Here is a 26,867-nt window from a genome sequence, read left to right as displayed (position 1 = left end):
TGATCAAATGAAGTAATGATGAAAATACACGGTTATTTAGTATGTTGTGCTTGCCTTGCTAATTTCAATTTAGATCTAGATCACGTAAACTGCGCGCCATAGATTATGAACCATATGTCCTGTTAGGTGAACACACGATGATACGTCTAAACGAAGTTAAATTACCGTTAGATCATGATGAAGATGCATTGCGCAATTTTGTTTTCAATAAACTGTCGATTACGGCAGAGCAACTTGTCGACATCCATATCTTTAAACGTGGTTATGATGCTCGTAAACGTAATGTGATCACTCTAATTTATACTCTTGATCTAACATTAACCAATGTTGATGAAGATGAGCTATTAAGCCGTTTTGAGCGTGATCAGCAAGTTAGGCAATCACCTGATACAGAGTATAAGTATGTTGCACAAGCACCTGCTGATTTAACAGAGCGTCCAATCGTTATTGGCATGGGACCATGTGGCTTATTTACTGGTTTAATTCTTGCTCAAATGGGTTTCAACCCAATTATTTTAGAGCGTGGTAAATCGGTACATGAACGTTCAAAAGATACGTTCCGTTTTTGGCGTAAAGGTGAATTAAATACCGAATCAAACGTACAGTTTGGTGAAGGTGGTGCAGGTACATTCTCTGACGGTAAATTATACAGCCAAGTGAAAGATCCAAAGTTCTTAGGCTTAAAAGTAAAAGAAGAGTTTGTTGCCGCAGGCGCACCTGCAGAAATTATTTATGTGAGCAAACCACATATTGGTACGTTCAAATTGGTGACTATGGTTGAGCGCATGCGCCGCAAAATCATAGAGCTTGGTGGTGAAATTCGTTTTGAAACACGTGTTGACGAAATCAATATCGAAGATAACCAAGTAACGGGTGTTACGCTAAATGGCGGAGAAGTCATTAACTCGAAGCATGTAACGTTAGCTATTGGGCACAGTGCGCGTGATACCGTACAAATGTTGCATGATAAAGGTGTTTACCTTGAAGCGCAGTCTTTCTCTGTTGGTTTCCGTATTGAACACAAACAAGAACTGATTGACCAAGCACGCTTTGGCACTAATGCAGGTCACCCAATCTTAGGTGCTGCCGATTATAAACTGGTTCACCACTGTGAAAATGGACGTTCAGTATACAGCTTCTGTATGTGCCCGGGTGGTGTGGTGGTTGCAGCTACTTCAGAAACAGAAGCAGTTGTAACAAATGGCATGAGCCAATATTCACGTAGTGAGCGTAATGCAAACAGTGCGATTGTTGTTGGTATTGCGCCAAGCGATTTTGATAATGATCCACTTCAAGGTATCGCATTACAACGTAAGCTAGAGCGTAATGCTTATATTTTAGGTGGCAGCACTTATCAAGCACCTGCACAACGTGTAGGGGATTTCTTAAAAGGTGCAGAAGCTAAGCCATACGGCGACGTTGAACCGTCATACAAGCCGGAAGTTACAATGACAGATCTAAGCACAAGTCTGCCTGATTTTGCCATTGAAGCAATACGTGAAGCACTGCCTGCGTTCAACAAGAAAATCCGTGGCTTTGCACAAGATGATGCAATGCTAACTGGTGTTGAAACACGTACTTCTTCACCTGTGCAAATCAAACGTGGTGCCGATTACCAAAGTTTAAGCACGAAAGGTTTATACCCAGCTGGCGAAGGTGCTGGTTACGCTGGTGGTATTTTATCTGCTGGTATTGATGGTATTAAAATTGCCGAAGCCGTTGCACTCGATATGCTGAAAACTAATTAATATGTGATTAGCTTGGTATAAGCTTTTTATATACAGACTTTTATATACAAATAAACAGCTCGCTAATTTTTAGCGGGCTTTTTTTTTGATTATACAAACGTGAAGTTATTCAAATTCTGAACTTTGGTTGAATTGTTTTAATTGTATGCAAAGAAAAGAGGCGTAGACTTTTAACTAGGGCGTGTTGACGTTTCAAATTCTAGCCTGTGAAGTCTGAAAACGTCTTTAGACAAGGCACGAAATGTAATGTTTAGTCACCTAAATGCACCTTGAGTAACGCAGTATAAAGCTTTTTCAGACTTCACCCTTTGGGCTGAGGCTATTTTTCCACCTTACTTCGTTAGAAATCTTATGATTAGAACTACTAGTCACTGCAATTTCTGCCTTGTTATCTGAAAAAATCGCTCTCAGCAGGCCGAATCTTGAAACGTCAATACGGCCTAATTGTTTCATCAAATTAATAATTGGATTACTTATTGTGAATAGCATGCGTTTCGCTTTCATTTCGTTGATTGCTTTGTCCATTATAGGCTGTGATCAAAATGCCCCTTCGCAAGCGCTAGGCACATTAGAGCGTGATCGCGTGACATTAACAGCAACGGCAAATGAAATCGTTAGAGAATTGCCAATTAAAGAAGGGCAATACATCGAAAAAGGCGATGTGCTCGTTAAGCTGGATACCACCCAGCAACATGCAATCCTTGCCCGAGCAATGGCCGATGAAGCAAAAGCGGATGCATATTTATTAAGGTTAACTAATGGTGAGCGAGCAGAAGATATTGCCGCGGCACAGGCTAAATTATCACGTGCTAATGCCATGCTGGTTGAAGCTAAAATAAGCTACCAACGTACCAGTAAACTGGTGCTGCAAAAGCTTGCTAGCCTTGCTGAAAAAGATAAAGCACGCGCTGAAAATGATGGGGCTCAAGCTGACTATGATTCAGCCAAAGAGAATTATGCCAAGATGACAAATGGCGAACGTCCAGAAGATATTAAGCAAGCACAAGCGTCATTAGCTGCAGCCAATGCGGAAGTGGCACTTCAACAGCAAATTCTTAGTGACTTAACAGTTACTGCGACACGCAATGGGGTACTCGATAGCCTGCCTTACAACGTGGGCGAACGTGTGCCTATGAATGGTATTGTGGCTGCAATTCAAGCGGACACTGTTCCTTATGCGCGTGTATATGTACCTGAACCTTATCGTGTAAAACTAAAAGCGGGTGATAACTTAGTTGTGCACGTAGATGGCTTAGATAACACATTCACAGGCACATTACGCTGGATTGCAACAGAGCCGTCGTTTACACCTTACTATGCGCTAAATGAAGAAGATCGTGCTCGTTTGGTATATTTAGCCGAAATTGATTTACCGATTGAAGGGAAAGATCTTCCTGCTGGTGTACCAGCGCAAGTGGAGATGCCTGTCAATGCTAAATAGTCGCAGTAAGATTAGTGAACATACTGATACGGCAATTATCGCTAAGCAATTAACGCGCAAATTCGGCGATTTTACTGCGGTAGATGGCTTAAATTTAGTTGTCCCGAAAGGCAGTATCTATGGTTTTTTAGGCCCCAATGGCTGCGGTAAATCAACGACTCTACGGATGCTAACAGGGCTACTTAGTCCATCCTCAGGCGAAGTGGATGTGTTGGGTTTATCAATTCCCAAAGAGGCAGAAAAGTTACGTTTGCGTATTGGGTATATGACGCAAAAATTTTCCCTGTATGAAGATTTAACCGTGTATGAAAATTTGCAGTTTATAGGGCAAATTTTTGGTATGCCGAATAAACAGTTAACCCTGCGTATTCATGAACAGATGGCAACCTATGGGCTAGACCAACGTGCCAAGCAGCGGGCTGGCAGCATGAGTGGTGGTCAGAAACAACGTTTGGGCTTGGCGGCTGCAACCATGCATAAACCTGATTTATTACTGCTAGATGAACCAACCTCAGCGGTAGATCCAGAGAACAGGCGTGATTTCTGGGAACAGTTATTCGATCTTAGTGATCAAGGCACGACTATTTTGGTGACAACCCACTACATGGATGAAGCTGAACGCTGTCATGGTTTGGCGATTATGGAGTCGGGGGTTGTACGTGCCGATGGTGCACCTGAACAATTGATGGAGAACATGGGTGTGACGGTGGTGGAACTGCAAGCAGAACAGTTACGTCATATTAAAGAGGCATTATTGCTATTACCAGAAGTGCGTTCTGCGGCGCAGTTAGGTATTCGATTGCGAGTATTGATTGAAGCCTCGGTTGTTGATCCTATAGGTTGGTTAACAGCATGGTTAGCAACGAATTTCCCTCAAAATACAGCACCAGAACTGAGTATTGCTCGACCGAGTTTAGAAGATGTTTTTGTAACCAGTACGGGTAAGGGGCGTCAATAATGTCGAGGCTTACTTTACATCAACGCGTTGTGGGAAGTTTTTTTCGTATAAAGGCCATCATGATCAAAGAGATCCGTCAGCTGTCGCGGGATCGTATTACATTTGGCATGGTGGTGATGATCCCATTAATTCAGCTGTTATTGTTCGGGTACGCGATCAATACCGATGTACGTGATATTCCCATCGCAGTGGTTGATCAAAGTGAATCTGCTGTTGGGCGAATGATCACCGAATCGGTTAAAGCGACGCAAGTGATCACAGTTAAAGCAGCTTATGCAACGGTTGGTGAAGCAGAGCAGGCAATTACAGCGGGTGAAGTACGTGGCGCGTTAGTGCTGCCATCGGATCTTGCACAGCGTATTGCCCAAGATCGTACCGTGGGTCAATGGCTGGTCGATGGCTCCGATACCATGGTCAGTGCAGCGTTATTGCAATTGAGAGACATGCCGTTGCAAGAGCTGGTGAATTATGAACCTACAGGGCCTTCAACGTTTGAGGTCGCCTTGTTTTTTAATCCAGAGCGACGGTCTGCGGTAAATATTGTGCCGGGTTTGCTGGGTGTGATTTTAACGATGACAATGATTCTGTTTACGTCAGCTGCGATTGTACGCGAAAGAGAACGGGGAAATTTAGAGCTATTAATCACGACACCAGTACATTCACTCGAATTAATGGTTGCGAAAATCATCCCCTATATTTTCGTTGGGTTACTGCAAGTGTGCATCATTCTGGGCCTTGGGCATTATATTTTTGCGGTGCCTATAAATGGTGCGCTCACTCAGATTCTTTTCGGCACGCTATTGTTTATTTCTGCGAGTTTAACGTTAGGGTTATTAATTTCGACAATAGCACAGACGCAATTGCAAGCGATGCAAATGACCATTTTTATCTTGTTGCCGTCCATCTTATTGTCTGGCTTTATGTTCCCTTATGAAGCAATGCCAGTCGCCGCACAGTGGATTTCAGAGATATTGCCCGCGACACATTTCATGCGAATGATTCGTGGCATTGTATTACGTGGTGCGGATTTAATGGACTTATGGCGTGATGCTTTGTGGCTATTTGTTTTTACTGTTATTGGTATTATTGTAGCCTCGATGCGCTTTAAGAAAAGTTTGGATTAAGCCACTGATACTGGGCAAAAAATAAAGGGACAGTCGATAACGGCTGTCCCTTTTTCATTGCCTTTAAACGGCGTGGTGTGCTGTGCATGTTAATAACGTTTATAGAAATGGCTGCAAGATAAAGGCACCCAATACTGCCATGAGAATGCTAATACCTGTTGGAATAAGCCATAGATGTTTATCATCTGCTTTCATAGTCTCTCCTTAGATCCGTTAATGAGAGGTGAATGTTGATCCAATGTTTCAGCAAACAAGCCTTGTAGAACCTAGCTTGATAACTGAAAACAGTGTTCATTATTACTCTAATAATTATTAAATCAATAAAAACTTGTAACTTAATTGTTATTAATGTGAACTAGATTGATAGCGATGATCCAATTTAATATTTATCAGTGGTTTATGTGGAATTCTTATTTAAAGTTAATGTTGGACCTTACTGTCGTGCTAAGAGGCGATAAACCCTTTGAACTCGATACAATTTACTTTAATACATCACATCGGTGATGAGCTTTTGTTGTATAGGTAAAGCTATAAGGCAATGACTTATCTTAATGAATCGATGGTGTTATTTGCTTACAATATTGCGAAGCAGTGTTGGATTAACTAGCTTTAGATCTGTTAGGGTGTACATCGATTTATCGTATGAGATATGTGTGGCTACATATTTTATGCAATATTGCTTACAGTGCGAAAGATATACCCACATCATGACCGAAGGACGACCGTATTATGCTCCCTAGAATTTTATTTGCTTTGACCTTGCTGTGCACTGCTTTGCCCGGATTGGCGCAAGAGCAGGTATATGCAGAACAAAGCATATATGATAAACCATTAATGGAGCGATACGTACTCGACGAATTGAAAACGCTTCGAACCGATCAGCAAGATCTCGAACGTCGATTAATAATACAAATTACTGATCGTGAATTAGCGGTAGCCGATAAATCGTTGAACTATGCCAATGTAACCGTGACGTATTTCTTCTACATTATCGCGGGTGTTGCGTCGTTAATTGCAATGATTGGTTGGCAATCATTACGTGAATTACGCACTAATACCAAGAAAATGGCAGATCAGCAGCTAAAAGATGCAGATGAAAAATTGCAAGAAATTGCAGAGTCATACGAGAATAAGTTCCAAGCACTAGAGCGTGAACTTAAACGTAAAACACGCAATATCAGTGAGAACAATAAAGAAATTGAACGCATTAACGAAGTTCATAACTTATGGTTACGTGCGCAAAGTGCTCAGACATCTGAACAGAAAATTGAAGTGTACGATGAAATTTTAAAAATACGTCCTGGCGATTTAGAAGCTTTAACCTATAAAGCGGATGCTGCTATGGAAATTCAAGAATTTCATTGGGCACTCAGCTTGTGTAATCGGGTGTTAGAAGTGGATGATACCAATGCGCATGCACTGTATCAGCGTGCCTGTGCGTATGCACGACTTGGGGTAGAAGAGCAGGCCATTTCTGATCTTGAGCGTGCCATTGTTGGCAGTGAATCATTACGTGAGCTAGCAGCGGAAGAAGCTGATTTTGAAACGTTATTTGGTAATGAACGTTTTGATCTTCTTATTGAAGGTGTCGATAGCTAATATTTCTCACAGTATAAAAATGCTATTTATTTTACTATTAATTAACCGAGATTAAAAATTGATGTTGGTGTGTTTACACACCAACATCGGTAATTATCTTGCGCTACTTTCCTTCCTTGTGTGTGCAATTCCTTCTAAGTGAGCTGCAATAATTCCCGCCAGTAATGTGAGTCCTTGTTGCCACTGTGCATTGTTTTGAAAACTTGCAAAGCTAAACCGCACACAGTGATTATATTGCCCTTGGGTAGAGAACATTTTACCAGGTAACAGACTGATACCAGCAGCCAGTGCTGTTTGATAAATTACAAAGCCGTCGGCATGTTGGGGTAGGGTTAGCCAACATAAAAAACTACCCTCGGGTTTAGACAAATGGTATTGCCCTTTGAGTGACGGACAACGGTCGAAAGCTTGGGTTAAGCTGGTAGTAAAGTCACGTTGGTTCACACGATAAGTGCGACGAATTTTATTCAAGTGTTGGCGATATTTTCCGGTTGTCAAAAATTCACCCACAGCCGACTGCATCAAATTCAAGCTGCCCATATTATCGCTTATTAGGCGCTTTTCTATTTGGTGCTGGTATTTCCCCGCTAGAACCCATCCAAGACGTAAACGTGAATCAAGGGTTTTTGAAAGAGAATTGCAGTAAATAACGCGTCCCTCAGTATCCAAGGTTTTCAAGGTTTGCGGACGGTTCTGGTAAGCCAAACCACCGAATACATCATCTTCGATAATGGGAATGCCTGTCGTGAGATTGAGTAGGGCATGCCGTGCAGAATCGGGCATTACTGCCCCTGTTGGGTTGTTGTAGCTTGGGTTTAATAGAATGGCTTTGACTGCCCATTGTTTAAGGGCTTTCGATAATTCCACCAAATCGATACCTGTGGTGGTATTGGTCGGAATTTCCAATGCTTTTAAGCCAAGTGATTCAAGTAATAATAAGGTACCGAAATAGCAGGGTGAATCTACCAATACAATATCACCCGGTTGAGTTAAAGCTTGTAAACTCAGGCTAATGGCTTGTTGTGCGCCATGGGTAATCAATATTTCATTGGGTGATGTGATTATCCCTAATTCTTCATTGATATGTACTAGTTGCTTGACCAGAGTTTCATTACCCGGTGGCATTTGGTAATGACAAGGAATAGCCGTTTGGTAGCGACTATGGCGACCAATTTCAGCATACAGTGAACGAATTGCAGGGAAATCGGTATTCGGATGTGCAGAACCTGCAGGCATTGAATATTGTTCTAAAGGGTGCTTGAGAATAGTTTTGCTAATTGACATTAAGTCGACATAGCTAGGTTCGTTAGCTGGTTGTGATACAGGTTGGGTCGGTTGGCATACAACATAGCCCGAACGCGGCAGTGATGAAATGATACTAATAGCTTCTAATTCTTGGTAAGCACGAATAACCGTATTTTTGCTAACAGCCAATTGTTCGCTTAGCTCTCTAATAGACGGTAATTTGTCACCAACTTGATAGCTACCTTGGCTGATACGTTGGGTTATATACCGTTCTACAGAGTGGTATTTTTTACTGATAGAGGCTGTCATTCAAGTTTGTCCTTTCTTAAAAAATAATGAGTGTGGCTAGCACTGACCACTCCAACCAATCTGTACCCATAAAAAGAAAGTAAACTGTCCCTTTTTAAAAATACTGTACCCATTAAAGTAAAGGCAAATAAACAAAAAGAACAGAGGTTTTCATGTTAGCTCGCTTTGCTCCTTTTATCTTTGTAGTGCTGTGGAGCTCAGGCTTTGTTGGTGCTCGCTTAGGCTTGGATTATGCCGAACCCGCCACATTTTTATTAATGCGTATGTTAGCCAATGTGGCTGTTTTTTTGGTGCTATTGGTGCTGCTGCGTGCCCGTTTACCCAGAGGTAAAGACTTGGGACACTCAATGGTTGCAGGTCTGTTGATTCATGGTTTCTATTTGGGGGGCACTTATGAAGGCATTTCGATGGGTATGCCTGCAGGGCTATGTGCTTTATTAGTGGGACTTCAGCCGATTTTAACTGCCGTATTATTAGTGAGTTTCAGTTCTGAGAAGCTACGTTTATCACAGTGGGTTGGTTTGGTCATTGGCTTTATCGGTATCACTTTTGTTTTGCAAGGTAATATGGAATGGCAGCAAGAAGGTCAACGCGAAGCGGCTTATAGTTTTGCTGTTTTGGCACTGCTGGGTATTACATTGGGCACCTTGTATCAGAAGAAGTTTTGTCAGGGTGTCGATATGGTTGGTGGAGCAGTGTGGCAATATACAGCGGCTGCGCTGTTGTTTGTTCCTATTGCCCTTTCAACTGAAACAATGGTGGTACAGTGGACCACTGAATTTACGTTAACCTTACTATGGCTAGTCTTTGTGTTGTCTGTGGTGGCGATTATGTTGCTGCTGTATATGGTTAAGCATGGCGAGTCGTCTAAAGTTGCATCAACGTTTTACCTTGTACCACCGATGACAGCATTCCAAGCATGGTTGGTATTTGGCGAAAAGTTTGATGGTTACGGCGTGATTGGTTTTATGCTTGCCGCTTGCGCTGTTTTCCTTGTGACACGAAAGCCAAAGCTAAATACAGTGGCTGGCTCAACGGTAAAAAGCTCAGCATTATAATACCAATCCAGACAAGTAGTAGATCAACGGCTTAATCAAGACGATTACTGTTAAAGCTCTGGCCTACCTCTGCTTGCTTAGATTGTTTATTGTAAATACAAACCATTGATGAATCGGGGGCGCGTAATCCTGTGCTACTTTTCAGTTTGCCTCTGGCTATTGCCATACCATATGACTCTGTGCCGTATGGGTCGATGTAGATATGATAACGAGAAAAAGAACGGTCAAATTGAATACTGCATTGTGTTCTAACTGCTTGCTCAAATTCTTCCCACGCATCAGAAGAAGAGGCATGCACCGAAAATATACCCATAATTAGGGTGAAGAAGAAAAGCGAAGAGGGAATGTGCATTTTTACAGCCTGTGCTCCGTTAATACCTACATAGATTTTAGTATCGCATGTTGTTCTAAGAGTGCAATGCTTGATTTAAAGGCATTTTTTGATCGTTTTTGTATGTTATTTACCCTGATATAAGTTTTTATTACGATACTGCTCAATAACCATCCAGTTAGCGTTGCAAGGTATTTACAACCCATTAGGGGATAGGTATTATTCGCCGCGTTGGAGAGATGGCTGAGTGGTCGAAAGCACCGGTCTTGAAAACCGGCAAGGGTTTATAGCCCTTCTAGGGTTCAAATCCCTATCTCTCCGCCACATTCAAAGAAGCCGCTACATTGTTAGCGGCTTTTTTACGTCTATAGTTTACCAATCCGATAGGGATGCAGAATCCTAGACTGGGTTCACCTGAGCGAAGCGAAAGCACATTGCCCGTGCCGAAGGTGCGAAAAGGCAATAGCCCGAAGGGTACGAGCTTGCGAGTAATAAATCCCTATCTCTCCGCCACATTTAGAGAAAGGCGCTGATTTATCAGCGCCTTTTTTGCATCTAGCGTTTGTGGTTAGAGTAATTTGTGCCAAATCCGCCTTACCCAGAGCACTCCGCCATATTCAAAGAAGCCGCTACATTGTTAGCGGCTTTTTACGTCTGTAGTTTACCAATCCGATAGGGATGCAGAATCCTAAAAAAAGAACCACAGCTTGAAAGCAGGGTTCTTCAAATACTCTTCTCTTATAAAACTAACAAATAGACTGTTAATTTATATCTGAGATGTATGTCCAGAACCTGTTATTGGTTTTATTAGTTGGGTAATACCAATAGCGGCCATCACTGCCTAATCCTGAAAGCTTGAATAATTCCTTATCTCCATTGTAAGGATTATCGTATACATACATGTCTCCAATGGTTCCAATTCGGTCATAGTCTCCCCATTGGTGATAGGTTTCATCTTTATCATATCCATTTACGGTGTACGACAAAGGTGCTTTAACCGGATCAATTGCTCTTTCGACTAATGCATTCCCTTTACATACAATCGCAGCACTTTGTGGAAGATCTGCTTCAGGTATATTTACATGGAATTTATTCATCGTATTTCTATTGCTGCGTACATCAGAGAGCTTAAAGTTCAACGACTGGCCATTGCTCGTCTCTACCTGCAATTGACAATTATTGGCAGAAAGGCGTTCATTATCATTGCTGTAAGTAAAGCCATATGAACCATGTAGGGCAGGGTAAATGTAACTAGGCAATATCCCTTTAGGATCGTAATAACCCACAAGAGTGGTAACTGGAATACCAAATGAAGTTGGTACTCTTGCTATCGTAAGATCTGGGGCTTCGTCTTCATTCCAAGTTATACCGTCAGAGGTATAAGATGTTTTCAATCCATTATAAATAAGAACAGAATTGTCATTAATCTGAAGGTGGCTATTGTAACCTGCTCTATGATTGATCGTGATAGTACGACCTTTATTACTCTCTGATGCCGTAGGAACATTGATATACTTGGTCCAGTTACCGTTGTACATCCCAATGGTAACTAAGGAATAATCTTCAAATAAACCCGTTAGATAATCTTCCGATAAATCGTTGATTGACGCATTCACTTGCTCTCCATCCATTACCCTGTGCTGATAGGGTTCCATAGTTTGGGTAACTGGGTCCCATTTTCTAAAACCAGTATCAGAATCTGCTGAAAAAACGATTTTTGACTCTAAGTTACGCTGGATGTTGGCGGCAGTATAAGGCGTGTAAAGAGTGAACCGATTAATCGTCGACATGGGCGCACCCCCTGCCATGGAATCGGAACCAAACTTTCTACCGTCGAAAGGTGCTTGGCACTCACCATTGAGGCAGGCGCTCTGATTGCTTTTCTTCGATGACATGTTCGGAATAAACTTATTCAGATCGGCATCCCAGCCCCAAGTGGAGTTAACGGCATCAGCTTGACGGTGGATCGAACCACTAAACCCACCGGGGTAATGACCCATGCCGAAGTTGTGTCCAACTTCATGGCTAAATTCATTACCTAGTGAGGCATCTAAAGTCACAATCCCGCCGCCACCAGAACCTCCGTGAGTCACTACACCGTTCTCATAATTACCGCGGCTGTTGTGAGCTGCTAACTGTGACGCTAAATAGGGATGTCCACTTTCACCTTCACCAATAGAGCTGTTGATGCCATAGTTGGCGTTATCAATGCCGATAGAAATGAGTTCTTTTCCAATTCGTTGGCGCATCGTACCACCATGCCATCCGCCGGTGCTTGGGTCGAAGTCGGTCAGTAAGGTACCGTTCGGCAACATAACTTCAGGTAAATAAAGTGATTCATATTGGCTTACTGTCATACGGCTAACTGGTACGGTTTGGAAATACTCACGCTGTGCTGAGGTATCTTTCGCAAAGTAAAAAGCGTCACGAGGCTTAGTTAACATACCAATATCAATAGTATGGATAAGTAACTCTGAAGGTGCGCCGACTTTAATACCGCTTAGCTCACCAGAAAGATCCCCATGAGTGAACTTCATCTTGATGCCAGGTTTTATCCAGTTTGGTGGCAGCCTAAGGCTCCAAGTGTTATCGGCGTAAACTAGCTTATTGTTCTCTAGTTCACCATCACGAATCCATTGACCATTTAAATGTTTAAATACGAGTGTGTTACCACGGGTAATGGTCGTAGAACGACCACTGTAATGTATATTTGACGAGTACCCAGCCCTTGACGTCACTCTTACGACTTTATCTGTCATTGATGCTGAATTTGGCAGGTAAATATTTCTGGTCCACACGCCATCTGCTGTATTAATCTCAACTAAATTATTGGTTGTTAATGTTGTTTGAAGAAACGCTGCACTAGGATCATTAAGCTTGGTCATTGCTGCCGCTGAATTGATGGCAGTAGAGGCTCCTTCAATCGGCGTAAAATCAAGTTCTCCTTCAGGCGCACCATCAATGGCATAAGCTGTTTTAGGTAATTGGCTAGGGGGATTAAGACTCATTGTACCTAGGTTACGACCTTGGTTATCAATTGCAGTAACACGTAATGGTGTGGCAACATTTAGATCACTTCGCTTAGGTTTGACCATAAGCAGTGACGTTCGCAGGGCTGTCAAGTAAGGCTGAACATCACCCTCTATTCCATGTTTTGATGGCATGATCTGGCTTTGGGCAAATGATACCGACGCTTCTAAGCTACCAGCTAAATCACTCGGTAAGTCATTGCTATTAAATACCATTAAAGTTGAAGATGTTGTGGACGATTCTGTTGTTTGCTCGGCAGCATAGACAGCTCCAGAGGCTAAAAGGCTAGCGACTATGCTTACGATATAGGTGACTTTTAAACGTGAGTGAGTGGATGAAAAGTTGCGTCGTTCCGAGGAAACCAGTGACGGTGTTTGGTGTAACATGTTGTATATCCTTATTCGTTAGGAGTCATCAACGAAAAGGGCTGCAACCAAGCAGGAAAACTATAACAGTTGTGGGTTTATTCAAAACTGTTAATAAAGCTATGGCGGCTCCGCTGTCATAGGTTTTTATAACCCTTAAACCGGTAGCTTTGCGTCCTAGCCTTTCGACTAGTTTGCCCTTTACATACTATATGTAAGATTGTGATTTTATAAACGCTGGGGTATATCTTTATAGGTCCTTATCATTTTGTTGAAACGCAATACTGTCGATAAAGCGTTATTCTGCTACAGGTGGTGAAGTAAAGAGCGATACAACTTTAAATGCAATAAGCGCATAATTATTTTGTATAGCTGCTTCATATCTATAGCCTTGCTCTTTAGTTATATGCTCAAAAAGTATCAATGCACAATAAAAATGCACATTGAGAAGAGGGGAATGCTTTATGAAGGGGATGAACCGAGGGAGCTAAATGATTTAATACCAACTAAAATAAGTACCTGAACGTTTACTTATCCAGTTACTTTGATGTTATTTTAACGTTCTCTACTATTATGAATTGGAAAAATATGAATAGAACAAAAAAAGCCCGTTAGCGTTTAACTAACAGGCATTTATTATTGCTTAACTGCTTTGGGGAATTAGTGCTTAATAAAGTCTGCGTCGCGCATTTTATTGATTACATTTTGTTTTTGTTCAAGCGTTAATGCTTTCAGTGGAAGGCGAGGATCACCAGCATCAATATCATGTAATGCCATTGCTGCTTTACCCGCGGCTACCCCACCGTATTCAACTAATACTCGAATGAGTGAAATAACATTATCCATGCCTGTAATAACGTCAGCATGTTTGCCGTTATGAAAATCTTCAATAATCTGATTAAAGTGCGGAGCAGCATAGTTGTACGTACTGCCTACTGCGCCGATAGCACCTAAAGCGAGTGCACCAGGTAAGAATTCATCAACGCCAAATGGAATGTCAAATTTTCCGTCGCAGGCCCGAAGGCAACGTTGGTATTCGTATAAATCACCGCTGTTAAACTTTAAGCCGTATAGGTTTGGAATACGGTTTTCAGCTTTGATTAAGAACTGCTCCATATCCAGATTTACGCCAGACATACCTGAATGGTAGTAGTAGAACCCTTTTGATGGTGCAGCAGCAGCAACGGCAGCACAGTAGTCGACAAGATCGTCAACACTACCTGGTTTGAAGAAGCATGGACCAATTGCTGAAGTAGCAAAAATATCAAGGGTGTCGGCATGGCGAGTTAATTCAAGCGTATCAACAATACTTAGTGCGCCAGTATGAACGGTGATTTTTAAACGCCCTTGAGATACTTCAGCCCAACGCTCTGCGATTGCTTTGCGTTCTTCTACAGAACAGTGAATACCTTCACCAGTTGTACCGCAAATATAAACACCATTGACGCCATCTTTGATCAAGTGCTCTGCAATTTTATCAATGATCGGCAGGTTAACATTACCTTTCGCATCAAATGGGGTGTGAGGTGCAGCAATCAAGCCAGTAAGCTTTTCCATAGTAGCCCTTATAATAACCAGTGAAGTTAAACTTCAAATTATTCGTCTTAAGTGGAGTTGGGGTTATTGTATGGAGTAATATTCCGAGAGGCAATTGACGATTACTGATTTAGACAACCAGAATTTAAAATTGTGACCTTGTCTACAAACCTTATTTTTAGCGGTCTTTTTTGAATATCTTATTGTTTTTTTCTGCTAATGATCACGGTAAATTTTATGTTTCCAATAATCAATCACTTTTATTAAGAGCGAGATAGCTTCAATATTGATATTGTTTATTGAATTATATGGAGTTTAGCTTCACATGAAGATGTAAGCGTGTAAAATTACTTTTTAGAATTGAGATAAGCAAAAATAGAGGTAATAAGGATGACAGATCAACAAACACTTCTTAAAGCAGGAAAGGTAATCGACACCTTAGGCAGTCTATACGATAGCTTAACGCCTTCAGCGAAGCGTATATCTGATTACGTACTTGCTCATTCATCTGAAGTTACTAAGTTATCTATTGCGGAGCTATCTCAAGTTGCGAATGTCGGTGAAGCGACGATAATTCGATTTTGCCGTACTCTTGGCTTTAAAGGCTTTCAAGAATTTAAAATGGAGCTAGCAATAGAGCTTTCCAGTTTGAATCAACAAGAAAAATCAATTTTAGATACTGATGTTACCCTTCAAGATGATGCAGAGTTAATTGGGCAGAAATTACATAAAACCATTAATAATGTATTGGCAGAGACATTGAATCTATTGAATTTTGATACGTTGGAAAAAGTAGCAAGACAGATAAAGTCAGCTAAAGCAGTCTACTTTTTTGGGGTAGGGTCTTCGGGCATTACTGCTGAAGATGCAAAGAATAAATTTATGCGTATTGGTTTTAATGTTGATGCATTAACCAATAATCATTTTATGTATATGAAGGCATCACTATTACAGAAGGGTGATTTAGCCGTCGGCATTAGTCACTCAGGTAGTTCGAAAGAAACGACAAAAGCTCTTCAACTCGCAAAAGAGGCGGGTGCAGATACCGTTGCTATTACCCATAACCCTCGTTCGGCTATCACTGAGTTTTCAGATTTTGTATTGGTGAATGGTAACCGACAAGGGAAATTGCAAGGGGATTCGATTGGGACGAAAATATCACAATTGTTTGTTCTTGATCTGGTCTATGCATTACTTGTTAATGAAGATGCGGAAAGTGCTAAAGAAAATAAAATTAAGACGACAAATGCGCTTGAAAGCTAACGAGTAACCTCATGCTCAATGGCTTGCTAACGCTTCGTATCTTTTATCCACCCAGATTGGCTAGCTATAACGCTTTTCTGGGTGAGCTCCAACCTCTCTAAACTCCACTATTATCAAAGATGTATATGCGCTGATTAATTGGATTAACGCACTGTTCATCGTCCATATACTTCTTGTTATTCAACTTTCTGTTATGTCCCATTGGATAATCGCGCCTATTTATGCTGAATTCACTTCAAAATATGTTCTTTCATTTACGTTTCCATTATGGAGTTATATTTCATTCTCTTTCATGACGTGACTGCTATTTGGTAAGTAATATGTTTTTATACATGGCGTAACGCTTAACTGATTATTTATGTCACGGACCTTTATATGCATCTTCTTTATACTTGTGGAGTCTTACTCCGTGTAAGTTTGTACGCAATTATAGGTTGTATGGTGAGCTGGATCTTATTTATTACCCCTATGACAATGAAAAATGAGGTAAGGATCGCTGTTTGAATAATTGCCTGTTGAAGTAAAACTTCATCGTGATTAAATTGGAGTCAAACTTCATTAGGTTATTGGTTTCGGAGCGGTACGACTTATGATTACCCAATCTAAGGCTTGTCTTAAAGTGAATAAGACACAAGAAAATGCTTTAAAGGCTTTGCAACAAGGATTTGTTGCATCATGTCAGCCTGTTGATGATGGACCTATGGATTCACCAATGATTGTCGCCGCTATGGCGCAAGCTGCTGTAGCGGGTGGTGCCGCGGGTATTCGCATTGAAGGGATAGAGAATGTTAAGGCGGTTCGACCTCACGTAAATGTACCTATTATCGGCATTATTAAACGTGATTTGGCAAATTCAGACGTTCGTATTACCCCTTTTATCGAAGATGTATATGCGCTGAAAGAAGCAGGGGCAGACATTATTGCTATCGATGCTACCCATCGTGCTCGTCCGACTTCGGTTGAAGATTTGATTGATGCGATACACTCTGTTGGCTGTTTAGCAATGGCTGATTGCTCAACGTTCGATGAAGGTATGTACTGCCAAGCGCGAGGCGTTCAAATAATTGGTTCAACTTTATCTGGTTATACCGGTGGACCTATTCCCACAGAGCCTGACTTTGATTTAATTAAGCAACTTAAAAAAGCAGGATGTACGGTTATGGCTGAAGGTCGCTTTAATACCCCAGAGTTAGCAGGCAAGGCCATTGAAGCTGGAGCATTCTGCGTTACAGTTGGTTCGGCGATTACCCGTGTAGAGCATATATGTAGCTGGTTCCAATCAGCAGTTGAACTTGCTCATCAGTCACAATCTGAGGCTGTCGCATGAAAACCTGTTTAGCGGTCGATATCGGCGGTACTAAGATTGCCGCGGCTTTGGTTAAAGACAGTGTTATCGTTACACGTGTTCAAATTTCGACACCCACTTCAAAAGAGGCGAGTGCATTAACCGTAGCGTTAACAGATTTATTAACTCCTCTTGCTCTAAAAGCAGATCATGTTGCTGTTGCATCGACAGGTATTATTAATCATGGAGTATTAACTGCATTAAACCCAGATAACCTTGGTGGTTTAAATCATTTCCCTCTACACCAAGTCATTAGTGAAATAACCCAGTTACCTGTTGTTGTTATTAACGATGCGCAAGCTGCTGCTTGGTTTGAATATAAAGCACTTGATCAAGCCGTGTCTGATATGGCATTTATTACCGTATCGACTGGCGTTGGGGCGGGTTTCGTGCAGAAAGAAATACTCAATACCGGTACTAGAGGTATTGCGGGCCATGCTGGTCACATGTTGGCAGATCCGAATGGACCGGTATGTGGTTGCGGTCGTAAAGGTTGTGTAGAAAGCATTGCATCTGGTACCGCAATTGGTGTCGCCGGGCAGCCTTTCTTTGGCACTGATTGCGATGGTGAAACCGTTTATCAGCACTTACTTGCTGGCGATAAAAACGCGATTGCCATTGTTGATCGCTCTGCCAGTACGATTGCAAACCTGATTGCTGATCTTACTATCTCACTTGACCTCGATATCGTTGTATTAGGGGGGAGTGTTGGGCTGGCATCTGGATATTTAGCAAGGGTGAAAACTTATCTAGAGCGGCTACCCAATATATATGTTCCTGACGTAATTGCAGCAAGCTCTGGTGCTGATGCTGGCCTACTTGGTGTCGCGCTATGGGCAGAGCAAAATATTAAATAAAAGATATAACAAATTCCCCTTACCTACACTAAACAGAAAGGAGTCTCCGCATGGAAATGCACGCATTTGGGACCTTGAATTACATAGTTCTGCTGGTTTATTTGACTGCAGTTATGCTTGTTGGAGTATATTTTGCTAAACGTCAAAAGTCGGCAGATGATTACTTTAAAGCGGGTGGTCGTATACCCGGTTGGGCAGCAGGTATTAGCGTATTCGCCACCACACTAAGTTCAATTACATTCATGTCTATTCCTGCAAAAGCCTATACGGGGGATTGGACATTTTTAATCGGACAATATGTCGCTATATTAATTCTTCCATTTGTCTTTTTATATTATATTCCGTTTTTTAGAAAGCTAAACCTGACTTCTGCCTACGAATATTTAGAAAAACGCTTTGATGTTAAAATGCGTTTATTCGCCAGTATTTCATTTATGTTATTTCATATTGGTCGAATTGCAATTATAACGTACTTAACTGCACTGGCATTGATCCCATTTGTTGATATTAACCCATTAACCATCGTTTTCTTAATTGGTGTGCTGTGTATCGTATATACATTTATGGGCGGAATTGAAGGTGTTATTTGGACTGATGTAATTCAAGGTATTATGTTGTCTTTGGCTGCAATTTTAATTTTCACTGTTATTTGCTTTAATGTCGATGGTGGGGTGACAGAAATATTCAGTATGTCTGCAGAAGCAGATAAATATTTCCCTAAAGAACAATTTGCATGGAGCTGGACTGAAGGTACGATTCCTGTTCTTGTTATTGGCTTTTTATTCGCTAGTCTACAACAATTCACTGCGAGTCAAGATGTTGTTCAGCGTTATATTGTGACTGACTCAATTGAAGAAACAAAAAAGGCATTAATCACTAATGCCAAATTAGTTGCATTTATTCCAGTATTCTTCTTTGCTGTTGGTTCTGCATTATATGCTTATTACACTCAAAACCCTGGCTTATTACCTGAGAACTTTAATACGGGGGGGGTATTACCATTCTTTGTCATATCAAAAATGCCAGCTGGGGTTGCAGGTTTAATTATTGCAGCAATATTCGCAGCGTCACAATCTAGTATTTCGAGTAGTTTAAATAGTATCTCAGCATGTTTTACATCTGATATTTACCATCGACTTGGCGGAGAAAAATCGCCTAAGAAAACAATGTTTGTTGCACGTTCAGTTATTGTTGCTGCGGGTGTCTTTGGTGTTATTGCGTCGACATACCTAATCATGTCGAATGAAAGTGAATTATGGGATGCATTTAACAGCTTGATTGGTTTGATGGGCGGCCCAATGACAGGCTTGTTTATGCTAGGCGTGTTTGTTAAACGTGCCAATGCTAATAGTGCTTTAGCTGGTGTGGTTGCAAGTGTTATTGCAATCTTGTGGGTACGAGCGGCAACGGATCTTAACTTCTTTTTCTACGGTGTAATTGGAACATTAATGGTCGTGTTTGTTGGTTATATAACTGCACCATTATTTAAACAAAATACAGTTGAAGATGTGAATAAATCACTTATTGCACAAAATTCATAATCAGTGAGTAGGTAACGCCTCTTCTTTTCATTCCCCCTGAAGGCTTAAGTGCTACATGCTTAAGCCTTCTTTCTTGAGAGTAACATAATGATTTTCGGAAATATTATATCTTCACAAGACTTTGATTTTCTTCCTAGTGCATTAAAAAAAGCACTTGAGTATGTTCAATCTTCAGAATTGGACAAACTACCATTAGGACGACATAACATTGATGGTGAGCTGATGTTTGCCAATGTGATGGAGTTTGAAACTGGGATTGCAGAGCAAAAGTTAGCTGAAGTTCATAAAGAGTATATTGATGTGCAGTTTTTAATATCAGGCTTTGAACGTATTGGTTATGGTTTAGCAAATAAAAGTAACCCAATATCAACAGAATACGATAGAGAAAATGATTATTACCTTGTCGAGAGTATGAAGCATGAATGTGAGGTGCTGCTTGAACCTGGTATGTTTGCAATATTCTTCCCTGAGGAACCCCATAAACCAGGATGTCGTTATACTGATGAACAGGTATCAATGACTTGTGATAATTACATGCTAAAAAAGGTGGTAGTTAAAGTTCATCGTTCATTGATTTAATTATTGCTATTTAATTCCATCTTTTATCGATAGTTGTTATTAATTATATCAATGATAGTGACGATTTATTTTACCAGTTGACATAATATGGGGTAACTAAGTCGTCATGCACTATTTCAATAATATCGATAACCTTATTTCTTTTTGTTATATGTGCTTTGTTTTTAATGTCTTGTTTTATGTTTGTATTCTCATGGGAATAAATTAATTTTGAGTTGTTTTATTATGGGTATAAAACATTTAGCGTTATTTTTAATGAGGATTATAAAGGCTAGATAGTTTGTGAAGTTTATGTTGCTTGTTGTCACACTTCTTAGTTATTAGGTTTGAAGAAAACCTTCATAAAGATAATAATTGTGGTGTAAATATTCTTCGACGTGATGGGTAAGATTTCAAATCCAATATTATAATTAATAAATCTAATTAAATATAAAAGGTATAAAGATGAATAACATAAATAAAATCACTCTTTCCTTACTAGCTATGGCATTTACTACTACTGCTGTACAAGCAGAAACAATACTTAAAATGGGCTTGCAGGCCAATGTTGGCTCGGTTGAATATGATTCCGCAAAACTATTATCAGACAAAATTTCAGAGCTAAGTGACGGAGAGATGAAGCTCTTATTATACCCTGGCGCACAACTTGGCGATGATCGAGCAATGCTACAACAATTAAGTATGGGTGATCTTGATATAACGTTTGCTGAATTCGGCAGAATGGGGTTATGGATTCCTCGTGCTGAAGCCGTGATGTTACCTTACGTCGTGAAAAATTACGCGCATATTCAACGTATTTTTAATTCTAAATTTGGTCAAGGTGTGCGTGAAGAAATGCTAACCAACTTTAATTGGCGAGCATTAGATACTTGGTATAACGGTACGCGCCAAACGTCTTCAAATCGCCCTTTAAACACTATTTCTGATTTTGAGGGATTAAAGTTACGAGTGCCAAATGCAAAAGCAAACTTGGCATTTGCGAAATATGCAGGTGCATCACCAACACCAATGGCATTCTCAGAAGTTTACTTAGCGTTGCAAACCAATGCCGTTGATGGTCAGGAAAATCCGCTACCTACATTTAATACCATGAAGTTTTATGAGGTACAGCCAAACTTGGCAATGACCAATCATATTGTAAATGATCAAATGGTACTCATTAGTGAAGACCGTTGGCAGAACTTAAGTAAAGATCAGCAAGCGACTATCACTGAAGCGGTCAGTATTGCTGGTAAACGACATACGAACTTTGTAAACAATCAAGAGAAAGAACTGATTACATTCTTTAAAACGGAAGGGGTCAATATTACGTATCCTGATCTAGCACCATTCCGAGAAGCAATGCTGCCAATTTATAAAGACTTTGATAAGAAAATAGGCAAGCAACTAGTTGAAGAGCTAAGCGATATTTAATACCAACGTAAGCTAACATCTGAACACTTACTTATTCAGGTTGGTATAACTACCGTCTGGTCGGTGCTAAGCCGACCAAGACTAGGAGTCTGTAATGTTTCGTAAGATCATTGATAATATTGAAGAAATAATCACTGTTCCTCTTATGATTGCTCTACTGTGTATTCTAACTTGGCAAATATCCTCTCGTTGGTTGTTTGACTCTCCGTCATTGTGGAGTGAGGAGCTTGCACGAGTTCTTTTTTTGCATATGGCAATCATTGGGGGAGCAATAGCCATTAAGAAAGATGACCATGTAAAAATCACTTTTTTTTCTGACAAACTGCCGCGGAATATTCGCTATAGCTTACTGTTTGCTTTAGAGCTCTTGGTACTGATTACGATTGTAGCGATGATCTATTATGGATATGCACATGTTCAACGTACTGCTTTTTTCGAATTAATCACACTTGGTATCTCTAGCTCTTGGATGACTTACGCACTGCCTATTGGCGGATGCTTTATGTTAGTGAGGCAATGCCAAAAACTGTATTTTGTATTAATTGATTGGCGTATCAAAGAAAATAAAAATACATCCCATCTTACTGCCTGTGACATTAATGAATAAGGATTTTTCATGTTTACATCCATATTGGGCTGGCTAGGGCTTCTTTTCGCAGGTATGCCTGTAGGGTTCTCTTTAATATTTGTTGGTCTTGCCTTTTTAGTCTTAACAGAGAGTACGGGAATAAATTTTGCCGCTCAGCAAATGATCGGAGGCTTGGATAATTTTACTTTGCTTGCTGTACCATTTTTTGTCTTAACTGGGCACCTAATGAATAGTGCCGGTATTACAGAACGTATTTTTAATTTTGCCAAAGCGATGGTGGGGCATATAACGGGTAGCTTAGGTCATGTAAATATTCTTGCGAGTTTGATGTTTTCTGGCATGTCGGGATCGGCCTTAGCTGACGCAGGTGGCCTTGGTCAGCTTGAAATCAAATCAATGAGAGATGCGAAATATGATGATGATTTTGCCGGTGGGTTAACCGCGGCATCCTGTATTATTGGCCCCTTAGTTCCACCATCTATTCCTCTTGTTATTTATGGTGTTGTGTCTAATACATCAATTGGGGCGTTATTTCTGGCTGGTGCAATACCAGGATTATTATGCTGTATTGCTTTGTGTATCATGACGTATTTCATCGCGAAGAAACGCGGTTATATGACGTTACCTCGTGCATCAAGTAAAGAAAGATTAATCGCATTTAGAGATGCATTCTTATCTTTGTTAACGCCGTTCATTATTATTGGTGGTATTTTCTCTGGTAAATTCACCCCGACTGAAGCGGCTATTATCTCGTCGTTATATGCACTTTTTTTAGGTACTGTTGTATATAAATCTTTAACTATGGACAAGTTTATTAAACTGGTTCAAGAAACGGTAACCACAACATCTGTTGTCGCTTTAATGGTAATGGGGGTTACTGTATTTGGCTGGATAGTTGCTCGCGAACAATTACCACAGCAGTTAGCAGAGTTCTTTTTGTCGATCAGTGATAATCCTTTGATTTTATTGCTACTCATTAATTTGTTGTTACTTTTTTTGGGTACCTTTATTGAATCGTTAGCGCTGTTATTATTGCTTGTACCGTTTTTAGTTCCTGTTGCAACCGCTGTTGGTATTGATCCTGTACATTTTGGTGTGATGGCAATACTTAATTTAATGATAGGTATATTAACACCACCAATGGGAATGGCTCTATACGTTGTATCAAAGGTCGGTAATATTCCATTTCATGTATTAACACGTGGTGTCTTACCACTGCTCGTACCTTTATTTATTGTGCTTGGTTTAATTATCGTTTTTCCACAAATCACACTGTTTTTACCGCAACTTGTACTGGGATATGGGCTTTAAGCTATGATCACTAAATAGTGACAATTTAATGGGTTTATAAGATCTATTCCAGTAGCTGATAAAGCTACTGGAATTTTTAATTTCTAGACTTTGCATTTAGAAGCATTATGAATATTTTGTAGGCATAAATGGTTACATTTAAAAAACACTGATAAGCAACAAATGTGCAACGTTTGCCATACTAATTATTCCAATCCATTGTAATTCAATCATAATGTGTGATTTGCATCACATGCTTTGGTGGTTTTTTATGCATAATGATGCGCAGTATAATACTTATTGAGTAGGGATGTTAAAATGCACTGTTGCCAAAAACCTAAAATTAAACGCTTAAAGAGAACGGCTTTTCAACGTTTCTTTTTTAAAGCTCGTTTTATATGCGAAAATTGTGGCGAGAAAATTATGTTGTAAGCTTTAAATACTGAGTAGGTAGTTTTACTTTACAAATATTGAGTGACTTAATATTTGTTACGAACATCTGCCAATGTTTCGCCTTTGGGTTTGTTATCGTAGAAATCGTCGTAATTAATACGATCAATAATTGTTACCCAAGTAATAGAACATTGACGGTTCAGTTTTGTACTTTCTGTATGACGAAGAGCATCTCCATTTTTGTTTAGGCAGACAGGTGTACCTATCTGGCTTCCACCCGTTAGAATTGCAGGGTTACCACCAAGACTGCCACCGCTACCAAAGGCTAAAACAAAGCCAGATGCTGTTAATAAGAACAATGCGAATAGAGTTTTCATTGTAGATCCTCTGATTGAATAAGGGGAATATACTGTTGTTTGTGATGTTTACCCCTCAATACATAATATAGACCTGTTTTGGCGTGATTTATTACTATAAAAAAAGCCCTTGAAGCCAGAGCATTCAAGGGCATGTTAATTATCGTTTTTTTACCTATCATTTATATGCCTAGTATCAAGGATAAAAAATCCCCTTAAATAGATGGCTTATTCAAGAGGATTGCAGTGGTGATCTTTCATAAACAAATTGTGTCTATACGGCTAATGGTAGAATCTACTGAAGGTTAACGGGCTCTAGTATTCATCAGAATATAGGTCTGCAAACTGAATCCCTTTGATGGCACAGTTCTCGTCGAGGTCTGAATGATCACCACTGACGCCTACGGCGCCCATTACGTAGTTGGTATCATCTCTAATAAGAAGCCCACCAGGAACAGGTACCATATTGCCGTTAGCGAGAACATTTATAGCAGATATAAATGCGGGTCTGTTATCGGCATCTTGCGCTAATTTTCGGGATGAGCAACCAAGAGCTAATGCCCCCCAGGCTTTGGCGATAGCGATGTCTGGTCTCATCATACTTGAGCCATCTTGACGCTGGAGTGAAATAAGTTTTCCGCCACTGTCCAAAATTGCGACAGTTAATGGCTCGCTTTGCTGAGAAATACCGGCACCAAAAGTACCTTCAGTTATTTTCAGTGCTTGCTGAAGTGTCAAACTAATCATCTTATCTCCTGACTGTGCCATCTGCCGAATTAGCGAGATGGCGTTAGGTTAATGTCTGAATTCTTTGTCCTGTTAGTAGGGAATAACTCGGTAAAGTTAAGAACGCTGCAAATTCGTCAGCGGTCGAAATTTGGTCAAATAGCGCAGCTGTTTCTTTGAAGCGACCGTTGTTATAGCGGTTTTGTCCGACTTCAATTTTAATCGTGTCGAGTTCTTCGTTTAGCCACTTGCGGAAAAGAGAAGCCGTGAATACTTGACCGTCATCGAGTGATACACCGTGGTGAATCCATTGCCAGATGCTGGCACGTGAAATCTCGGCAGTCGCGGCATCTTCCATTAGCCCATAAATAGGCACACAGCCAACTCCCTGAATCCATGACTCGATGTAATAAAGGGCAATACGAATATTTTTACGAACACCTTCTTCATTACGCACGCCTTCGCAAGGTTCAAGTAATATCTTGGCTGTAATATCGCCGACATAGCTTGAATCGAAATCGAGTTGGTTTATTTTACCTGCAAGGTGTTTATCAAAAATATCCATCGCGGTTGAAACAAGGTGAGGGTGAGCAACCCAAGTGCCGTCGTGACCATTGTTGGATTCACGATTTTTGTCTTCAACGACTTTTGCCAACACTTGATCCATCACTTTAGGATCTTTATGGGGAATAAATGCCGACATGCCGCCCATGGCTAGCGCACCACGTTGATGGCAAGTACGTACAAGTAACTGGCTGTACGCGTTTAAGAAGGTTTTATCCATACCAACACCATGGCGATCAGGCAGAATTCGATCTTTATGGTTTTTGAGGGTTTTAATGTAGCTAAAGATATAGTCCCAACGGCCACAGTTCATTGCCACTATGTGATTACGCATTACATACAGTATTTCATCCATTTGAAACACTGCAGGTAAGGTTTCGATTAATACGGTGGCGCGAATTGTGCCTGTTTCAACCTTGAAATAGTTTTCGGTAAAGTCGAATACATCATCCCACCACTGAGCTTCTTCCATACTTTCTAGCTTAGGAATGTAGTAATACACCCCAAGACCTTGTGCTGCACGAGTTTGATAGTTGTGGAAGAAGTACAGTGCGAAATCCATCAAGCTACCGGGAATAGGTTGATCGTTATATTGAATATGATCTTCAGGCAAATGCAAACCCCGCGGGCGAGCAATAAGTAATGCTGGGTTATCATTTAGCGCATAATGTTTGTTTTTAGTGTCATCGGTATAACTGATAGTGCCTGCATTGGCATCGCGCAAATTGATCTGACCATTGATCATATTTTCCCACGAAGGTGCCGATGCATCTTCAAAGCAGCACATGAAGACTTTTGCCCCAGAATTAAGAGCATTGATCACCATCTTACGATCGATAGGACCGGTAATTTCTACGCGACGATCTTGAAGTGCCGTAGGGATCGATGCCACTTTCCAGCTCTTATCATCACGAATATTTTTAGTATCTTGACGGAAATCAGGCAACTCGCCGTTATCAAATGCGAGTTGACGCTGATCACGTAAAGCTAATAGTTCATTACGGCGTTCAGCAAATTTCTTTACTACCGCATCAAGGAAAAGAAGTGCTTCTGCCGATAACACTTGTTTGTACTCAGTATTATCCGTTGTACCGAGTACATCAATACACATTGATTGTCGTTTAATCACCATATCTTCTGAAATCATTTTCGCCGTCTCCTTTGAAACAATACTTACATATTGTTGTATACATAAATCTTCTTATTT

21 protein-coding genes, 1 tRNA gene and 1 riboswitch are annotated in these 26,867 nt (G+C 40.6%); of the genes, 15 read left to right on the top strand and 7 right to left on the bottom strand.

Going from position 1 to position 26,867, the window contains the following annotated elements; all coding sequences use genetic code 11:
- Positions 1–137: 137 nt before the first annotated feature.
- From C9J47_RS19990 to C9J47_RS19965, 5 genes are all read left to right on the top strand, one after another.
- On the top strand, positions 138–1,748 hold the full coding sequence (locus tag C9J47_RS19990; RefSeq protein WP_107255075.1) for an NAD(P)/FAD-dependent oxidoreductase: 1,611 nt from the start codon (positions 138–140) through the stop codon (positions 1,746–1,748).
- A gap of 487 nt (positions 1,749–2,235) precedes the next feature.
- Complete coding sequence (locus tag C9J47_RS19980; RefSeq protein WP_107255073.1) at positions 2,236–3,189, top strand: HlyD family secretion protein; 954 nt, start codon at positions 2,236–2,238, stop codon at positions 3,187–3,189.
- Positions 3,179–4,147 carry an ABC transporter ATP-binding protein gene (locus tag C9J47_RS19975; protein WP_107255072.1) on the top strand — a complete coding sequence of 323 codons (969 nt, stop codon included), beginning with the start codon at positions 3,179–3,181 and terminating at the stop codon, positions 4,145–4,147. Before C9J47_RS19980 ends, C9J47_RS19975 begins: the two co-directional genes overlap by 11 nt.
- Before the next feature lie 29 nt (positions 4,148–4,176).
- A complete protein-coding gene (locus tag C9J47_RS19970) occupies positions 4,177–5,271 on the top strand; it encodes an ABC transporter permease (protein ID WP_342749876.1) in 1,095 nt (364 codons plus the stop codon).
- 729 nt (positions 5,272–6,000) lie between these two features.
- Positions 6,001–6,870: a TPR end-of-group domain-containing protein gene (locus C9J47_RS19965; RefSeq protein WP_107255070.1), complete on the top strand. Its 870-nt coding sequence runs from the start codon at positions 6,001–6,003 to the stop codon at positions 6,868–6,870.
- Between the two features lie 93 nt (positions 6,871–6,963).
- Here C9J47_RS19965 and C9J47_RS19960 read toward each other — a convergent pair whose 3' ends face one another.
- Positions 6,964–8,424 carry an aminotransferase-like domain-containing protein gene (locus tag C9J47_RS19960; RefSeq protein WP_107255069.1) on the bottom strand — a complete coding sequence of 487 codons (1,461 nt, stop codon included), beginning with the start codon at positions 8,422–8,424 and terminating at the stop codon, positions 6,964–6,966.
- Positions 8,425–8,576: 152 nt separating this feature from the next.
- Here C9J47_RS19960 and C9J47_RS19955 point away from each other — a divergent pair, with 152 nt between their 5' ends.
- Positions 8,577–9,482 carry a DMT family transporter gene (locus tag C9J47_RS19955; protein ID WP_107255068.1) on the top strand — a complete coding sequence of 302 codons (906 nt, stop codon included), beginning with the start codon at positions 8,577–8,579 and terminating at the stop codon, positions 9,480–9,482.
- Positions 9,483–9,513: 31 nt separating this feature from the next.
- On the opposite strand, the gene C9J47_RS19950 is transcribed toward C9J47_RS19955, so the two are convergent.
- Positions 9,514–9,834 (bottom strand): hypothetical protein, encoded by a 321-nt coding sequence (locus tag C9J47_RS19950; protein WP_107255067.1) that lies wholly within the window; start codon positions 9,832–9,834, stop codon positions 9,514–9,516.
- Between the two features lie 212 nt (positions 9,835–10,046).
- On the opposite strand from C9J47_RS19950, the gene C9J47_RS19945 reads away from it, so the two are divergent.
- Positions 10,047–10,137, top strand: a tRNA-Ser gene (locus C9J47_RS19945).
- Between the two features lie 437 nt (positions 10,138–10,574).
- On the opposite strand, the gene C9J47_RS19940 is transcribed toward C9J47_RS19945, so the two are convergent.
- Both C9J47_RS19940 and C9J47_RS19935 read right to left on the bottom strand, forming a co-directional pair.
- A complete protein-coding gene (locus C9J47_RS19940) occupies positions 10,575–13,229 on the bottom strand; it encodes a M66 family metalloprotease (protein ID WP_107255066.1) in 2,655 nt (884 codons plus the stop codon).
- Positions 13,230–13,329: 100 nt separating this feature from the next.
- A riboswitch (cyclic di-GMP riboswitch) is annotated at positions 13,330–13,417 on the bottom strand.
- Positions 13,418–13,868: 451 nt separating this feature from the next.
- Positions 13,869–14,765, bottom strand: coding sequence for a dihydrodipicolinate synthase family protein (locus C9J47_RS19935; protein ID WP_107255065.1), 897 nt, complete (start codon positions 14,763–14,765; stop codon positions 13,869–13,871).
- 369 nt (positions 14,766–15,134) lie between these two features.
- On the opposite strand from C9J47_RS19935, the gene C9J47_RS19930 reads away from it, so the two are divergent.
- The 8 genes from C9J47_RS19930 (at position 15,135) to C9J47_RS19895 (ending at position 23,642) form a co-directional block, all read left to right on the top strand.
- Complete coding sequence (locus tag C9J47_RS19930) at positions 15,135–16,007, top strand: MurR/RpiR family transcriptional regulator (protein WP_107255064.1); 873 nt, start codon at positions 15,135–15,137, stop codon at positions 16,005–16,007.
- Between the two features lie 589 nt (positions 16,008–16,596).
- On the top strand, positions 16,597–17,334 hold the full coding sequence (locus tag C9J47_RS19925) for an N-acetylmannosamine-6-phosphate 2-epimerase (protein ID WP_107255063.1): 738 nt from the start codon (positions 16,597–16,599) through the stop codon (positions 17,332–17,334).
- Positions 17,331–18,209 (top strand): N-acetylmannosamine kinase, encoded by an 879-nt coding sequence (locus tag C9J47_RS19920; RefSeq protein WP_107255062.1) that lies wholly within the window; start codon positions 17,331–17,333, stop codon positions 18,207–18,209. The genes C9J47_RS19925 and C9J47_RS19920 overlap by 4 nt, the downstream gene beginning before the upstream one ends.
- A gap of 50 nt (positions 18,210–18,259) precedes the next feature.
- Entirely contained in the window at positions 18,260–19,750 is a 1,491-nt protein-coding gene (locus C9J47_RS19915) for a sodium:solute symporter family protein (protein WP_107255061.1), read from the top strand.
- An 87-nt stretch (positions 19,751–19,837) separates the two neighbouring features.
- Positions 19,838–20,329, top strand: a complete 492-nt coding sequence (gene nanQ, locus C9J47_RS19910) for an N-acetylneuraminate anomerase (RefSeq protein WP_107255060.1) — start codon at positions 19,838–19,840, stop codon at positions 20,327–20,329.
- A 444-nt stretch (positions 20,330–20,773) separates the two neighbouring features.
- The gene (locus C9J47_RS19905) at positions 20,774–21,742 is read left to right on the top strand and encodes a sialic acid TRAP transporter substrate-binding protein SiaP (RefSeq protein WP_107255059.1); all 969 of its coding nucleotides are present in this window, start codon (positions 20,774–20,776) and stop codon (positions 21,740–21,742) included.
- Between the two features lie 94 nt (positions 21,743–21,836).
- Positions 21,837–22,349 (top strand): TRAP transporter small permease, encoded by a 513-nt coding sequence (locus C9J47_RS27365; protein ID WP_107255058.1) that lies wholly within the window; start codon positions 21,837–21,839, stop codon positions 22,347–22,349.
- 9 nt (positions 22,350–22,358) lie between these two features.
- Positions 22,359–23,642 carry a TRAP transporter large permease gene (locus tag C9J47_RS19895; protein ID WP_107255057.1) on the top strand — a complete coding sequence of 428 codons (1,284 nt, stop codon included), beginning with the start codon at positions 22,359–22,361 and terminating at the stop codon, positions 23,640–23,642.
- Between the two features lie 458 nt (positions 23,643–24,100).
- Here the strand turns inward: C9J47_RS19895 and C9J47_RS19890 are convergent, their stop codons facing one another.
- The 3 genes from C9J47_RS19890 to aceB form a co-directional block, all read right to left on the bottom strand.
- Positions 24,101–24,391 (bottom strand): hypothetical protein, encoded by a 291-nt coding sequence (locus C9J47_RS19890; protein WP_107255056.1) that lies wholly within the window; start codon positions 24,389–24,391, stop codon positions 24,101–24,103.
- Between the two features lie 294 nt (positions 24,392–24,685).
- Positions 24,686–25,117, bottom strand: a complete 432-nt coding sequence (locus C9J47_RS19885; protein WP_107255055.1) for a GlcG/HbpS family heme-binding protein — start codon at positions 25,115–25,117, stop codon at positions 24,686–24,688.
- Between the two features lie 43 nt (positions 25,118–25,160).
- Entirely contained in the window at positions 25,161–26,807 is a 1,647-nt protein-coding gene (gene aceB, locus C9J47_RS19880) for a malate synthase A (protein ID WP_107255054.1), read from the bottom strand.
- Positions 26,808–26,867 lie beyond the last annotated feature (60 nt).

Origin of the sequence: Photobacterium indicum (genome assembly GCF_003026215.1) — a bacterium.
In the GTDB taxonomy this organism is placed as follows: Bacteria; Pseudomonadota; Gammaproteobacteria; order Enterobacterales; family Vibrionaceae; genus Photobacterium; species Photobacterium indicum.
Note: the sequence above shows the minus strand (reverse complement) of the source record. Positions and strands in the feature narration are given on the sequence as shown.

Coding starts and splice junctions, on each gene's coding strand:
- C9J47_RS27365 (WP_107255058.1), top strand. CDS start 21,837: ATGTTTCGTAAGATCATTGATAATATTGAAGAAATAATCACTGTTCCT.
- C9J47_RS19895 (WP_107255057.1), top strand. CDS start 22,359: ATGTTTACATCCATATTGGGCTGGCTAGGGCTTCTTTTCGCAGGTATG.
- C9J47_RS19990 (WP_107255075.1), top strand. CDS start 138: ATGATACGTCTAAACGAAGTTAAATTACCGTTAGATCATGATGAAGAT.
- C9J47_RS19975 (WP_107255072.1), top strand. CDS start 3,179: ATGCTAAATAGTCGCAGTAAGATTAGTGAACATACTGATACGGCAATT.
- aceB (WP_107255054.1), bottom strand. CDS start 26,807: ATGATTTCAGAAGATATGGTGATTAAACGACAATCAATGTGTATTGAT.
- C9J47_RS19905 (WP_107255059.1), top strand. CDS start 20,774: ATGAATAACATAAATAAAATCACTCTTTCCTTACTAGCTATGGCATTT.
- C9J47_RS19915 (WP_107255061.1), top strand. CDS start 18,260: ATGGAAATGCACGCATTTGGGACCTTGAATTACATAGTTCTGCTGGTT.
- C9J47_RS19980 (WP_107255073.1), top strand. CDS start 2,236: ATGCGTTTCGCTTTCATTTCGTTGATTGCTTTGTCCATTATAGGCTGT.
- C9J47_RS19925 (WP_107255063.1), top strand. CDS start 16,597: ATGATTACCCAATCTAAGGCTTGTCTTAAAGTGAATAAGACACAAGAA.
- C9J47_RS19965 (WP_107255070.1), top strand. CDS start 6,001: ATGCTCCCTAGAATTTTATTTGCTTTGACCTTGCTGTGCACTGCTTTG.
- nanQ (WP_107255060.1), top strand. CDS start 19,838: ATGATTTTCGGAAATATTATATCTTCACAAGACTTTGATTTTCTTCCT.
- C9J47_RS19930 (WP_107255064.1), top strand. CDS start 15,135: ATGACAGATCAACAAACACTTCTTAAAGCAGGAAAGGTAATCGACACC.
- C9J47_RS19890 (WP_107255056.1), bottom strand. CDS start 24,391: ATGAAAACTCTATTCGCATTGTTCTTATTAACAGCATCTGGCTTTGTT.
- C9J47_RS19940 (WP_107255066.1), bottom strand. CDS start 13,229: ATGTTACACCAAACACCGTCACTGGTTTCCTCGGAACGACGCAACTTT.
- C9J47_RS19960 (WP_107255069.1), bottom strand. CDS start 8,424: ATGACAGCCTCTATCAGTAAAAAATACCACTCTGTAGAACGGTATATA.
- C9J47_RS19885 (WP_107255055.1), bottom strand. CDS start 25,117: ATGATTAGTTTGACACTTCAGCAAGCACTGAAAATAACTGAAGGTACT.
- C9J47_RS19920 (WP_107255062.1), top strand. CDS start 17,331: ATGAAAACCTGTTTAGCGGTCGATATCGGCGGTACTAAGATTGCCGCG.
- C9J47_RS19950 (WP_107255067.1), bottom strand. CDS start 9,834: ATGCACATTCCCTCTTCGCTTTTCTTCTTCACCCTAATTATGGGTATA.
- C9J47_RS19955 (WP_107255068.1), top strand. CDS start 8,577: ATGTTAGCTCGCTTTGCTCCTTTTATCTTTGTAGTGCTGTGGAGCTCA.
- C9J47_RS19935 (WP_107255065.1), bottom strand. CDS start 14,765: ATGGAAAAGCTTACTGGCTTGATTGCTGCACCTCACACCCCATTTGAT.